General features: G+C 48.4%; 13 protein-coding genes and 2 pseudogenes. 11 read left to right on the top strand and 4 right to left on the bottom strand.

Features of this window, described 5'->3' with window-relative positions:
• From CXB77_RS05880 to CXB77_RS05895, 4 genes and pseudogenes are all read left to right on the top strand, one after another.
• On the top strand, positions 1 to 618 hold a 618-nt coding region (locus tag CXB77_RS05880; protein ID WP_105073168.1), incomplete at its 5' end, for a ParA family protein.
• Positions 619 to 691: 73 nt separating this feature from the next.
• Positions 692 to 1407: pseudogene (ubiG, locus tag CXB77_RS05885) on the top strand (bifunctional 2-polyprenyl-6-hydroxyphenol methylase/3-demethylubiquinol 3-O-methyltransferase UbiG).
• Positions 1408 to 1418: 11 nt separating this feature from the next.
• Positions 1419 to 2141, top strand: coding sequence for an SDR family NAD(P)-dependent oxidoreductase (locus CXB77_RS05890; RefSeq protein ID WP_105073177.1), 723 nt, complete (start codon positions 1419 to 1421; stop codon positions 2139 to 2141).
• Positions 2142 to 2430: 289 nt separating this feature from the next.
• Entirely contained in the window at positions 2431 to 3417 is a 987-nt protein-coding gene (locus CXB77_RS05895) for an IS5 family transposase (protein WP_105073169.1), read from the top strand.
• A gap of 477 nt (positions 3418 to 3894) precedes the next feature.
• On the opposite strand, the gene CXB77_RS05900 is transcribed toward CXB77_RS05895, so the two are convergent.
• Entirely contained in the window at positions 3895 to 4623 is a 729-nt protein-coding gene (locus CXB77_RS05900; RefSeq protein WP_197711017.1) for a transposase, read from the bottom strand.
• Between the two features lie 250 nt (positions 4624 to 4873).
• Here CXB77_RS05900 and yajC point away from each other — a divergent pair, with 250 nt between their 5' ends.
• The 3 genes from yajC (at position 4874) to secF (ending at position 8112) form a co-directional block, all read left to right on the top strand.
• The gene (gene yajC / locus CXB77_RS05905; RefSeq protein WP_105073170.1) at positions 4874 to 5209 is read left to right on the top strand and encodes a preprotein translocase subunit YajC; all 336 of its coding nucleotides are present in this window, start codon (positions 4874 to 4876) and stop codon (positions 5207 to 5209) included.
• Between the two features lie 102 nt (positions 5210 to 5311).
• Positions 5312 to 7168 carry a protein translocase subunit SecD gene (secD, locus tag CXB77_RS05910; RefSeq protein WP_105073178.1) on the top strand — a complete coding sequence of 619 codons (1857 nt, stop codon included), beginning with the start codon at positions 5312 to 5314 and terminating at the stop codon, positions 7166 to 7168.
• 11 nt (positions 7169 to 7179) lie between these two features.
• Positions 7180 to 8112, top strand: a complete 933-nt coding sequence (secF, locus tag CXB77_RS05915) for a protein translocase subunit SecF (RefSeq protein ID WP_105073171.1) — start codon at positions 7180 to 7182, stop codon at positions 8110 to 8112.
• 177 nt (positions 8113 to 8289) lie between these two features.
• Here the strand turns inward: secF and CXB77_RS05925 are convergent.
• Positions 8290 to 8959, bottom strand: a pseudogene (locus CXB77_RS05925) (IS1 family transposase).
• A gap of 698 nt (positions 8960 to 9657) precedes the next feature.
• Between CXB77_RS05925 and CXB77_RS05930 the strand changes: the two are divergent.
• Together CXB77_RS05930 and CXB77_RS05935 are read left to right on the top strand one after the other, a co-directional pair.
• Positions 9658 to 10221, top strand: coding sequence for a PEP-CTERM sorting domain-containing protein (locus CXB77_RS05930; protein WP_197711018.1), 564 nt, complete (start codon positions 9658 to 9660; stop codon positions 10219 to 10221).
• A complete protein-coding gene (locus tag CXB77_RS05935) occupies positions 10208 to 10555 on the top strand; it encodes a hypothetical protein (RefSeq protein ID WP_146108729.1) in 348 nt (115 codons plus the stop codon). Before CXB77_RS05930 ends, CXB77_RS05935 begins: the two co-directional genes overlap by 14 nt.
• Here the strand turns inward: CXB77_RS05935 and CXB77_RS21330 are convergent.
• Entirely contained in the window at positions 10541 to 10945 is a 405-nt protein-coding gene (locus CXB77_RS21330) for a hypothetical protein (protein WP_242445487.1), read from the bottom strand. The two genes, CXB77_RS05935 and CXB77_RS21330, sit on opposite strands and share 15 nt — an antisense overlap.
• Positions 10946 to 11692: 747 nt before the next feature.
• On the opposite strand from CXB77_RS21330, the gene CXB77_RS24515 reads away from it, so the two are divergent.
• Together CXB77_RS24515 and CXB77_RS05955 are read left to right on the top strand one after the other, a co-directional pair.
• On the top strand, positions 11693 to 11776 hold the full coding sequence (locus CXB77_RS24515) for a PEP-CTERM sorting domain-containing protein (protein WP_105073175.1): 84 nt from the start codon (positions 11693 to 11695) through the stop codon (positions 11774 to 11776).
• Positions 11777 to 12164: 388 nt separating this feature from the next.
• On the top strand, positions 12165 to 13151 hold the full coding sequence (locus tag CXB77_RS05955) for an IS5 family transposase (protein WP_105073169.1): 987 nt from the start codon (positions 12165 to 12167) through the stop codon (positions 13149 to 13151).
• A 227-nt stretch (positions 13152 to 13378) separates the two neighbouring features.
• Here CXB77_RS05955 and CXB77_RS19610 read toward each other — a convergent pair.
• Positions 13379 to 13689 (bottom strand): hypothetical protein (locus CXB77_RS19610; RefSeq protein ID WP_172452561.1); only part of this gene is annotated, 311 nt, incomplete at its 5' end.

The raw sequence follows: 13689 nt of genomic DNA on the forward strand, positions 1-13689 counted from the left end.
ACCAGCGCCAGCCAGCTCACTGCGCATCATTTATTTACTGCTGCTGGCGCGACGCTGCCACTGACGGCGGCGATTGTGCGCACTGCGTGGGAACTGCTCGATCTCGTGCCAGCGGACCCGGAGTTTCAGCACGACAACGCACCGAATGACGATCACATCCTCGCCCGCGCTTTGACGGATTCCACCATTACCAGCAGTTATGCACGAATTGTGATTGATTCGCCGCCGTCATTGGATCGGCTGCTGCGCAATGCGTTGACTGCTGCGCAGTGGGCATTGATTCCATTTGTGCCGCATCCTCTGTCTGGCGAAGGAGTGCGCCAGCTGGCGCGGCTATTTTTTCGGATTGCGATGACGACCAATGCCGAATTGCGGTTACTGGGATTGCTGCCGGTGCAGCTCGACTCGCGCATCATTCAACATCGCCGGGTGCAGGAGCAGGTGGTTGGACAATTTGGGCTGGCACGGTTGCTCGGTGGCATTCGCACTGACATCAAGCTGGCGGAAGCCTTTGCTGCTGGTCGTCCGATTCGTTATTACGCACCGCGCAGTCGTGGCAATGAGGACTATCAAACCGCATTTGCGAATGTCTTAGCTCGGCTGGCGATTGCCAACTAAGTTGTCAGTGAGCACAACCGTACTTTTTTACTGAAACTGAAAACTTCTTTCAATCCCAACAGGTTAAATACTCATGACCCACACTGCACACAACGTTGATCCAGTGGAAATCAGCAAATTTGAAGAACTCGCGCCCGCTGGTGGGACCCAAACAGCGAGTTCAAACCGCTGCACGAATCAATCCGCTGCGTTTGGAATACATCGACCGCACCGCAGGCGGATTAGCCGACAAACGGGTGCTTGATGTCGGTTGCGGCGGCGGAATTTTGTCGGAAAGCATGGCGTTACGCGGAGCGCAAGTGATTGGCATCGACATGGGCGCGATGCCGCTGCGGGTGGCGGAATTGCACACGTTGGAAAGTGGCGTTGAAGTGGAATATCGGCAAATCACACCGAGGCGCTGGCTGCCGAGCAGCCGGGCAGTTTCGATGTCGTGACCTGTATGGAAATGCTGGAACACGTCCGAATCCGGCGTCAGTGGTCGAAGCCTGTGCGCGGCTGGTGCGTCCCGGCGGCAAAGTGTTTTTTTCGACGCTGAATCGCAATCCCAAATCCTTTCTGTTTGCGATTGTCGGCGCGGAATATCTGCTCGGTCTCTTGCCGAAAGGAACGCACGATTATGCGCGGTTCATTCGCCCATCCGAATTGGACAGTTGGATTCGCAAAACGCCGCTGCGCACGCTCGATTTGATCGGTATGACTTACAACCCATTAACCCGCACTTATCGCCTCAGTCCGCGCCAGCTTGATGTCAATTATCTGGTCGCCTGCGTCCGCGAAACCGCCTGAGAAACAAGATGATGGAGCAAAATTCACTGCCGCTGGCGGAGCGGATTATTCTCGTCACTGGCGCAACCGAAGGGATTGGGCAAGCGGTGGCGCTGGCCTGCGCCCATGCTGGCGCAACCGTGATTCTGTCTGCATTCAAAGCGGATGATTTGGAAGCGGTTTATGACGCTATCGTCGCTGCTGGCGCACCAGAGCCAGCAATGTTGCCGCTGAATTTGGAAACGGCAACCGAAGTCGATTTCATCGCTGCGGCGAACATCATCGGCGACACTTTCGGGCGTTTAGATGGGCTGGCGCACTGCGCGGCGTTCGCGCCCTATCTCAGCCGCATTGACGATTACGACGCGACCGAGTGGGAACGCGTGATTCGCATCAATTTAACTGCGCCGTTTTTATTGACCCAAGCCTGTTTGCCGCTGCTGCGAGCGTCCACTGCGGCATCCATCGTGTTCACTGCTGACCGCGTGGGACGACGCGGTCAAGCCTATTGGGGCGCGTTCGCCGCTGCCAAATTCGGCATTGAAGGCTTAATGCAGGTGCTCGCCGATGAAACCCGCGCTGGCGGTCACATTCGCGTCAACAGCTTCGATCCCGGTATCGTCCGCACTGCGTTACGCGCCCACCTGTATCCCGGCGAAGACCCGCACACGCATCCCGAACCGGCGACCATCACCGACCGCTACATTTACCTGCTCAGTGCTGCCAGCTCCGGCATCACTGGTCAATCCTGCTGATTATTCTTAGCTTCTCGCGGTCGAGCTATTCGGTCAGCGAGAAGCACCAGCGCAGTATCTTCCGATACATTTTTCTTAACTTTCGTTAACTGCGACAACTTAATCCGTGACCGGCGTTGTCGGGTGTATCTACCAAGGCACGAAATAAACACTTCGTGCTCCAACTCTTAGATGCGTTTCAAGTTTTACGCTAACAACTCGTGTTAGGGAAACACTGATTAAATAGCCAGCATCGTTGCGATCTAAATGATAAAATAGGCATCAGTCGTAATGTAAATATGATACCAGCATGAAACAATTTTCTTTTGCACAATCAGAATTTTTAGCAAAAAAGAAAACGACGCGCCGTGAACGTTTTCTCAATGATATGGAAAAAATTGTTCCATGGTCAACTTTGGTTAAAGCATTGACACCTTATTACTACCCTGATAGTCAAGGTAAGCGTGGTCGTCCGCCAATAGGATTAGAGCGGATGTTAAGGATGTACTTTGTACAGCAATGGTATCATCTTGCTGATGAGGCACTGGAAGATGCAATTTATGATAGTCAATCATTACTGCAATTCATAGGTATTGATTTGAGTGTTGAAGCGGTACCAGATGCAACAACACTGTTGAAATTTCGCCATTTACTCGAACGTCATGCACTGACTACAGTGATTTTTTCTACAATCAATGCGCAGTTACGCGAGAAAGGATTGTTGTTAAATCAAGGGACAATCGTTGATGCGACCATTATCAATGCCCCTTCTTCAACAAAAAACGAAGCAAAAGAACGCGATCCAGAAATGCATTCTACTCGCAAGGGAAATCAATGGTATTTCGGAATGAAAGCACACATTGGTGTTGACGTTAGTTCTGGGTTAGTGCATACCGTGGTTGGCACGGCGGCAAATGAGCATGATGTCACTCAAGTTGAAAACATTTTACATGGTCAAGAACAAAAAGTTTTTGGTGATGCTGGCTACACTGGTGCAGATAAACGCGAAAAAGTTAAAAACAAATTTAATGAAAAAGTGGTCAGTTGGAATATCGCTGAAAAACGTTCTAAAGTTGAAAAAATGGATGATGGTTTGTTGAAGAATCTCACGCAACAGATTGAAAAAATTAAGGCGCAAATACGCGCGCGTGTTGAACATCCATTTCACATTATTAAAAATCTATTTATGCACCGTAAGGTACGTTATAAAGGGCTTGCGAAAAACACTGCGCAACTACAAACTTTGTTTGCTCTGGCTAATCTCTTAATAGCAAAAAAGGCGCTGTTAAAAGCCTAATATAGAGTTCACAGCATAAGAGTACCTTAATTTTACCTAATAAAGAGGTTGACTATTTTGAATCACTAAAGCAAAAACTATTTATTTAATATCCCCTCTATAAAAATATGCTTTTAAAAAGGCAACGTGGAGAACATTAAATAGATCAGCGGTTCCTTAGCAACCGCATACTCGAACTTGTTAAAGAGCTTAAATTAACAACGCGGGCTTGGTTCTCGCCATAAGGTACACGTTGTTGCAAACATAATAACCATGATGTAGCGATCATGTCTAATCAATGATTAGTAACCAATGTTAAAAATTGTTAACTTATTGAATGCTATACATTGACCTTTTGGATTTCGCATCAAGTTGTGTTTTCAGCATGAACCAACCGGCATCCAAAACGGACTTTGCCATCTTGGTTTTTACCAATTTGGAACTACTGACGTTGCCGACAACGATCAATGAATTCTCACGCACAATTTTAGTGGTGAATTAGTGTAAATGGTTAGCTCGACGGTTTTTGAGTTTGGCATGAATCGCTTTAACGCGCTTCTTTTTATTAGCACGTTGGGCAATACCAAGTTGCTGTTCAGCATTGCGATAAAACTGTTTTGATTCGAGCTTTAAGCCATTACTGCAGGTCGCTACTTTTTTAAGACCAAGATCAATACCGATTTCACCACGACCTGACATTTCAATAACGGGTACTTGCACCACGACATTAAAATACCAGCGCCCGCGCGAATCCTCGGTAAATGAACCAGATCGAAACGCAAATTGCGATAAACTGTAGCTGTCCCAGACCTTGAAGAAGTGCTTGTTGTAACGAACTTGACCGTTTTTCCACACTGCAGCGCCAGACTTAAACGGAACCCAGCCCAATGCACGGCGACTACCACCAGACACTCGCCAGCGCAGCTTGTCTTTTTTGAATTGCTTACGCGCTTTAGCGTGTGCTTCGGTCACTTCCTGCACTGTTTGCGAATGAATCGTGAAACCGCGTGATTTTGCGAAAATAGCCTGACTTTTGGCTAAATCAAACGCCGAAAAATTAAACCGCATCCAACCTACTTCGGGAATAGGCATGTATGAGTATTCAGCCGTGATGGCATTCGCTTCATTCCAGATTTGATTGCACTCAAACGCCCATTGGCGCAGTAATGGAGCGTGTTTGTCCTTGATGCGGACTTTGAGCGTTTTCAGGGTGGTTTCTGGATTCATGTCGTATTTTTACACTTCACGCGTTAAGCGTGCAAAAACTTAAAAGCAGCGATTGATGACAACATCTCACGCACGATTGACGTACTGCTTGGCATTTACAAACAAGACCAAAACCGCGTAAAAACCGCCTCGAACGGCGTTTTACCTGGTTCCAAATCATTCGCTGGCGGGTTGTTCGTTACCCATGACTGACCCGATAAATTGCCACCGAATCTATCCCGTTGATTTCACTTTTAATCAGGAACTTAACATGAGCTTTTTTATTTCCGATGCCATCGCCCAAACCGGCGACGCTGCTGCCTCCGCTGGCGGCTCCATCATGGCGCTGCTGCCGCTGGTACTGTTTGCCGTAGTGTTTTATTTCCTGCTGATTCGTCCGCAGACCAAACGCCAAAAAGAACATCAGAAGATGGTGGATTCGCTGGCGAAAAACGATGAAATCGTCACCGTCGGCGGCATGGCTGGGCGCATCGCGGAAATTGGCGACAACTTTGTACTGGTGGAAATTGCCGAAGGCATTCAGGTCAAGGTGCGGCGCTCTGCGGTGGAATCCGTGATGCCCAAAGGCACACTGAAAGACCTTTAACCTCCTCGCGTGTGGTTTCAACAGCGCCGCCATCTGTCAATGTCGGCGCTGTTTGTTTATTTGCCTTATGCGATCCCGCGTTTTTGCAACTTGGAACTGCCGATGAACCGATACCCGTTGTGGAAGAACCTGCTGATTTTAAGCGTGATTTTGGTCAGTCTGCTGCTGGCGTGGCCGAATCTTTATTCTCAAGACCCCTCGATTGAAATTACCGCCGCTCGCGGTGTGACCGTGACCGAAGCCAGCGTCGGCGAAATCCGCGCCGCGTTGGATAACGCCAGCATTCCCGTCAAGGAAATCAAATTGCGCGACGGTGGCAAAGTGCTGATTCGTTTCGCTGCTGCCAGCGATCAATTGCGCGGACAGGAGGCAATTGAGCAAACGTTATCAACGCGTTATCACACTGCGCTGACGTTGTCAGCGGATTTGCCCGGCTGGATGCCAGCGCTGGGTTTGAAGCCGATGAATCTCGGTCTCGATCTGCGCGGCGGCATTCATGTCGTGATTGATGTCGATTTGGATGCAGCGTTGGAGCAGGCGCTGGAGCGCAATCTCGGCGACATGCGGACGCAATTGCGCGATAAGAAAATCCGTTATCTGACGCTGACCCGCGACAGCAATCACATCATCGCCAAATTTGACGATGCGGAATCTCGCGCCGCTGCCGTGAAAGCGTTGCAGCGCGACACGCAGGATATGCAGATCGAAACCAGTGAGGACGGCGACCGCTTTATTGCCCAGCTCAGTTTGTTGCCGACCGCGCAGCGCCAGATTAAAGATTTCGCGTTAGAACAAAACATTACGACGCTGCGCAATCGCGTGAATGCGTTGGGCATCGCCGAGCCGAGCATTGCCCGTCAAGGCGAGCGGCGCATTGTGGTGCAGTTGCCCGGTGCACAAGACCCCGGTCGGTTGAAGGAAATTCTCGGCGCGACGGCAACTTTGGAATATCGCCTCGTCGATACCGAAGGCAGCGTGGCGGATGCAGTGGCGGGCAAGGTTCCGGTCGCCAGCAAGCTCTATTACGAACGCGACGGCAAACCGATTTTGCTCAAACGCCGCGTCATCGTCACCGGCGATCAAATCACCGATGCGTCATCCGGCTTTGATAATCAAAGCGGTACGCCAACGGTGTTTGTCAATCTCGACGGTCAGGGTGCGCGGCGAATGCGCGATATGACGACCGAAAATGTCGGCAAACCGATGGCGGTGGTGTTTATCGAAAATCGCACCACCACGGCGATGGTGGACGGTAAACCGGTCAAAACCACGCGCAAAGTGGAGGAAGTGATTAGCGTCGCCACCATCCGCGAACCGTTCGGCTCGCGCTTCCAAACGACTGGGTTGGAGAGCAGCGCCGAAGCCCACGATACCGCGCTGCTGCTGCGTTCGGGCGCATTGGCTGCCCCGATTCAGATCGTCGAAGAGCGCACCATCGGCCCCAGTTTGGGACAGGACAACATCGACCAAGGCATCCTGTCGGTGCTGATTGGCATGGGCGCGGTGGTGCTGTTTATGGGCTTTTATTACCGCGTATTCGGCTTGATCGCCAACGTCGCGCTGGTCGTCAATTTGGTGATGATCGCAGCAGTGCTGGGGCTGCTCGGCGCAACGCTGACCATGCCCGGCATTGCGGGAATGGTGCTCACGCTGGGCATGTCAGTTGATGCTAACGTGTTGATTTTCGAGCGAATGCGCGAAGAAATCAAAAACGGTAATTCACCGCAAGCCAGTATTGCTGCCGGCTTTGAAAAAGCCTTTTCAACGATTGTTGACGGTCACGTCACCACGTTAATTGCGGCAATTGTCCTATTCAGTTTTGGCACGGGTCCAGTGAAAGGTTTTGCGGTCACGCTCATTATTGGTTTAGCCAGCTCCATGTTCACCGCAATTAATTGTAGCCGCGCCTTAATCAATTTGGCGTATGGCGGCAAACGTTTGAAAACCCTGCCTGTTTAAGAGAACCCATTATGCGAGCAATTAAACTTCCTCAATTCAACTTTTTATCGCAGCGCCGGAAAGCGATGATCTTTTCTGCAGTGCTCATTGTCACGAGCCTGCTGTCACTGGCGATTCAAGGATTAAATCTCGGTTTGGATTTCACCGGCGGTACAGTCGTGGAAGTCAATTATAAAACGGCAGTTGATCTTGCCGAGGTGCGCAAGGCTTTAAGCACTGCCGGTTTTGAAAACGTCATGGCGCAGCAATTCGGAACACCGCGTGATGTGTTATTACGCATTCCGCCCGTGGGTGATACCAACGACCATGAACTTAGCAAGCGAGTATTTAATGCCTTAAATGCTGCCGCACCGGATCAAGTTGAGTTGCGCCGAGTTGAATTCGTCGGTCCGCAAGTCGGTAAAGAATTGGCGGATCAAAGCGGATTGTCGGTGCTATTTTCACTCATTGGCATTCTGATTTATGTCGCATTGCGGTTTGAATGGCGTTTTTCTGTTGGCGCAGTGATTGCGACCATGCACGATGCAACGATTGTGGTCGGCGCATTCTCGCTATTTCAAATTGATTTTGATCTCACCGTATTGGCCGCAGTGCTTACCGTCATCGGTTATTCACTGAATGATACCGTCGTTGTTTTTGATCGAATTCGAGAGAATTTCCGCAAAGTGCGGCGCGGCACGGTCATTGAAATCATGGATCAATCGGTGAATGAAACCATGACGCGAACCATTATTACCGCTGGAACGGTATTTTTAGTGGTGGTGACGCTGTATTTCTTTGGCGGACCAACGCTGCATGGTTTTTCATTGGCGTTAATTATTGGCGTGGTGTTCGGAACCTATTCGACGATTTACGTCGCCAGCGCGTCAGTGGTTGCGCTCGGCGTGAGTCGCGCTGATTTGTTGCGTCCACCCAAGGAAGCAGTGACCGACGGGCGGCCTTAAATCCCCCTCGCCCCCCTTTTTTCAAAGGGGGGAATTGAATTAGATGGAGAGTGATGAATGAACTGTATTATGGCGACAATTTAGATTTTGTGGAATAGGCTCAAAGATGACACGATTGATCTGTGTTAATTCTAAGCGCAATTATTTTCAGATTTATAACAACATCGGCAAAGAGGATCAGGCGCAAGCCCAAGCATTTGTTGATACTTGAGCTTGGAATGATAAAGTTTTTCTCACTAAATCGAGAGATGCGCTGCTGAAACGCACAGTTCAATCGCTTCAATATGATTTGTTCGTCCACTTTCTTTGCCAACAGCACGATAGCGTTTTGATAGGAATATCATTCCATAAGCTGCCAAAAAATCGGTATAACTTACTGCGCATTAGCGATAAATAAGAAGCAAAGATTCCCATAATCCACGTGCAGATTTCTCACTGCTATCCACAATATACGCGCCAATAATGTCACGTGTGCAAGTGTCAATCGACAACCAAAGCCATTGTTTATTTTTGTATGTACAAATAACTACATTTCATCACACTCAATCGTGATTCATCCCCGGCGCTTTTTACTCACTTCAACGTGACGTGGAATTGATTCGTGTTTTTTGTTGACATAGCGTTGCAGCCAAAATTTTGAGACGCCAACAATTCGAGTAATAGCAGCTAAAGAAACCCGCTCTAAAAGCAAGCGGTCAATCAAAGATTTCTTTTCATCAGAGATCATGCTTTTATCAGGGCTTAATACAAATTGTCGTCCGCAGTCTTTACATCGGTACATTTGCTTATTGGTAGCGTTAAAACCGTTTTTGACGAGAGATTGAGAGTGACATTTAGGACAGTGCATAAAAATAACTCCAACTGAAGTACATAGCGGTATTTTAATTTTATCCTACAGATATTATCACTACCAATTATTTTTTGCCGTCAGTATAGTTTACGCAGAGTGTCAATAATTTTTACACTGCGAAAATGCCTTTTTAGACTTGTGCCGTTGAAGGCATAAAGTATTGATTTTTATGAAAACACGATGGTGCGCTGCACAAAATGGATTTCAGTAAAATCAAGTAGTTAGGTGTCAAGCTGCGTTAGTAGCGCCATGATAAAAAGCTGGTTTCAAGCCAATTGTGTCGAAGTTTTGCGCTCGTTTCATCATTGAAAAGTCGAAAAATTTTACAATCTTGTCTCACCCAAACCAATCCAATTTTATAATTCATTGAATTATTAAATAAAAAAATATTTGGCATGAATTTAGCTGGGATGTGCCTGATTTTCGAGGCTATTCTTTACTATCAAATTTGGGAGTTATCACGATGAAAATGAAACGTACACTAGTTGCTTTTTCCTGCCTGCTGTCCTTCACCACCCTGAGCGGTTGGGGACGGTCATGGCCGCCAGTATCACGGATACTGTCACATTCAACATCTCCAGAGGACCGACCAACACTGCGCCTCTGCTGCTCGCCAGCTCCCTGTCGGCACTGTTTCGCCTTTCGACGCCGCCCTCGGAACCCTGACCTCGTTCGATATCGTGTGGAATCTGATAGTGGCAGCCTCTGCAACCCTTCCCAGCGGAGGCGGATTCGGTCCCAATGGCAGCAGTGTGCTGTATGTAAATAGTACTTCTTATATGGGGATGGGCGGTGGTACTACCACGGGTGGTGGACCAGGATTCACCGGCACCACCCAGTTCACCGTTTCCAACTCGTCCCACTTTGATCTCACCAATATGGACTCAGGCATTCTCGCCGTTGTTACCGGCACGACGGATTTCTCCCTAAGTGCTCAAGGAAACTACTCCGCGTTTCTATATGGCACTAGTACTGTTTCCAACCTCTCCGGCTCCATCAAAGGCTCTGCCGCCATCACCTATAACTACGACCTGACACCGACTCCGACCGTCCCTGAACCCGCCACTCTCGCGTTGTTGACCCTCGGCTTGGCTGGTCTGGTATCTCCCGCCGTCGCAAGGCTTAAACCATTTCGTCCCGAGCGCGTGAAACTCCGCCAACCATGCGCGGGCGGAATTTGTCTGGGCGCACAGTCACCCCGACAACATCGCGCTTTGTTTTTGAAGTTATTTTTTTCTGTCAACTTTGGGATTAAATGATGAAACGTACACTGATTGCTCTTTCCTGCTGCTGTCCACCACGATGGTTCAGGCGAATGTCGTAACGTTTGAAGACTCGACTGTTGGGGCTGGTGATGCATTAAGCGCCGGATATAGCGGATTTAACTGGGGCGATACGTATCTTGCTGATGAAAGTTTTGGAGTAGGCTACCTTACAGGCTCTGCATCAGGTTCAAAAGCCGCATATGGCAGCCAAGTATGGGTAGCAACATTCAGTGGGCTAATACTGACACTTTCAATTTTGTGGGTGCTTACTGGACTATATCTCGATCCACCGCATCCATTCGCTTTGAAGGGTTCAATGACGGTGTAAGGACTGTTTCAAAATAGTAATCAAGCGATTAACAGCAGTAGTCCAACTTGGATCGAGCTGAACTGGAGCGGCATTGATCAGCTGAAAATTTACCAAACTGGAGTTAATCCGTGGGTCATGGACGATTTCACCTATAACATAGCCAGCAGCGGCGCAGTTCCCGAACCCGCCACCCTCGCGTTGTTGACCCTCGGCTTGACCGGTATGGGTGTTGCCCGCCGCCGCAAGTCCCACACCGCGTAAGCAAATTGACGTGGATGGATAGGGCGAACGCTTGATGCAACCGCCGCGCCTCTTTCCGAACGCGGCGGTTTTTTCTGGCTCCCACGCTCCAGCATCGCGTCTCAATTTAGGAATCAAGATGATGAAAACGCACACTGCTTGCCGCACATAAAAACCGCCTGCTGTCCACCACGATGATCCATGCAACCAATGCCGTCTCTCGCCGTTTTGCGGCTCTCGCTTATTTGCGCTTGTCTCGCTACCGACTCACGCCGCACTCGTCGTGTCGTCTTCCGCCTATACCTTCTCAGAATTTCGACGGCCTGCCGATCTCTGGCACTGGCTTGGGCTGGATCAACGATTCCACGCTCGCTGGCTGGAACCTGTTTAATTCCACTGGTGCCGCGATCACCACCTACAGTGCCGACAATGGCATCAGCAATACCGGTGGCTTCAAGAGCTTCGGAGCCAACGCGACCGCGCCCTCGGCGGTCTTGGTTCCGGCGCGGTTTCCGGTTGGATCGCTGTCTCCTTCGCCAACTCCACCGGCAGTGCCTTGTCAGGCTTTGACCTCAGTTTCGATGGCGAACAGTGGCGCAACGGCGGTGGAACCAATCCGAATCAAACGATGGCTTTGCAGTACGGCATCGGCGCGACCTTCGCTGGTGTGTCCACTTGGACTGCGCCCGGCGGCAATTTCGATTGGACATCCCTAGTTGGAACAAGTACGGCAGCGGTCGTCGATGGAAATGTTGCGGGCCGCGTCGCCGGACGTGGCGGCAGCGTCTCGCTCGACTGGACTGCCGAAAGTACGCTGTGGATTCGTTGGGTTGAAAATAACGATGCAAGTTTCGACCACGCCCTCGCAATCGACAACCTGATCTTCAGCGTCAACGCCCCGAGTAACTCAACAGCGTGCCGGTACCGAGCAGCATTGCACTACTGTTGGCTGGGGTTTGGGGGCTGGGTTGGGCAAAACGGCGGCAAGTGAGAAGTTGACGAGTCGTAGTTGGGTTGCCGCTGTTGGCAAACCCAACGCACTTCCGCCAACATCATTGTGATCGAATTAAGGAAACACCGAATAATTCCTTGATTGCCAAACCGCAGTCAGGCAAATCAAAAAATTATGTAGAGAAAGATGCCAAAAATGGCATTTAATTAGCGGTTCCTTAAATTATCTTGCTGGAATAATGAACCATGAATGAACTGTATTATGGCGAAAATTTAGGGATTCTGCGGAATAAGCTCAAAGATGACACGATTGATCTGTGTTAATTCTAAGCGCAATTATTTTCAGATTTATAAGGAAACACTGATTAAATAGCCAGCATCGTTGCGATCTAAATGATAAAATAGGCATCAGTCGTAATGTAAATATGATACCAGCATGAAACAATTTTCTTTTGCACAATCAGAATTTTTAGCAAAAAAGAAAACGACGCGCCGTGAACGTTTTCTCAATGATATGGAAAAAATTGTTCCATGGTCAACTTTGGTTAAAGCATTGACACCTTATTACTACCCTGATAGTCAAGGTAAGCGTGGTCGTCCGCCAATAGGATTAGAGCGGATGTTAAGGATGTACTTTGTACAGCAATGGTATCATCTTGCTGATGAGGCACTGGAAGATGCAATTTATGATAGTCAATCATTACTGCAATTCATAGGTATTGATTTGAGTGTTGAAGCGGTACCAGATGCAACAACACTGTTGAAATTTCGCCATTTACTCGAACGTCATGCACTGACTACAGTGATTTTTTCTACAATCAATGCGCAGTTACGCGAGAAAGGATTGTTGTTAAATCAAGGGACAATCGTTGATGCGACCATTATCAATGCCCCTTCTTCAACAAAAAACGAAGCAAAAGAACGCGATCCAGAAATGCATTCTACTCGCAAGGGAAATCAATGGTATTTCGGAATGAAAGCACACATTGGTGTTGACGTTAGTTCTGGGTTAGTGCATACCGTGGTTGGCACGGCGGCAAATGAGCATGATGTCACTCAAGTTGAAAACATTTTACATGGTCAAGAACAAAAAGTTTTTGGTGATGCTGGCTACACTGGTGCAGATAAACGCGAAAAAGTTAAAAACAAATTTAATGAAAAAGTGGTCAGTTGGAATATCGCTGAAAAACGTTCTAAAGTTGAAAAAATGGATGATGGTTTGTTGAAGAATCTCACGCAACAGATTGAAAAAATTAAGGCGCAAATACGCGCGCGTGTTGAACATCCATTTCACATTATTAAAAATCTATTTATGCACCGTAAGGTACGTTATAAAGGGCTTGCGAAAAACACTGCGCAACTACAAACTTTGTTTGCTCTGGCTAATCTCTTAATAGCAAAAAAGGCGCTGTTAAAAGCCTAATATAGAGTTCACAGCATAAGAGTACCTTAATTTTACCTAATAAAGAGGTTGACTATTTTGAATCACTAAAGCAAAAACTATTTATTTAATATCCCCTCTATAAAAATATGCTTTTAAAAAGGCAACGTGGAGAACATTAAATAGATCAGCGGTTCCATAATAACATCGGTAAAGAGGATCAGGCGCAAGCCCAAGCATTTGTTGATACTTGGACTTGGAATGCTTTTTCAGTTTCGCCGCTTTCCGCAATCACCTGAATTCCCATACTGTGCAAGCAGTTGTAAAGTGCGGTCATGCTGCTGTTCTAATTGCGCCATTTCTTGATCCAGTTGGCGCAACCATTCGCGTTCATCGAATGGCAGCATTGGACGCAACACGCGAGTAAAGAAGCGTTTTTCTGAATCCAAGATTACGCCTTGAAAGCGCCGCGATACGCGCTCCACTTCCACTAATAAATCCAATACATCGTGAAAGTAACACGTCGGTAAATTAGCGATGGTGTGCTCTAAACCATACACGCGGCGCAAGCCACTATAAA

It is taken from the genome of Chromatium okenii (genome assembly GCF_002958735.1).
GTDB lineage: Bacteria > Pseudomonadota > Gammaproteobacteria > Chromatiales > Chromatiaceae > Chromatium > Chromatium okenii_A.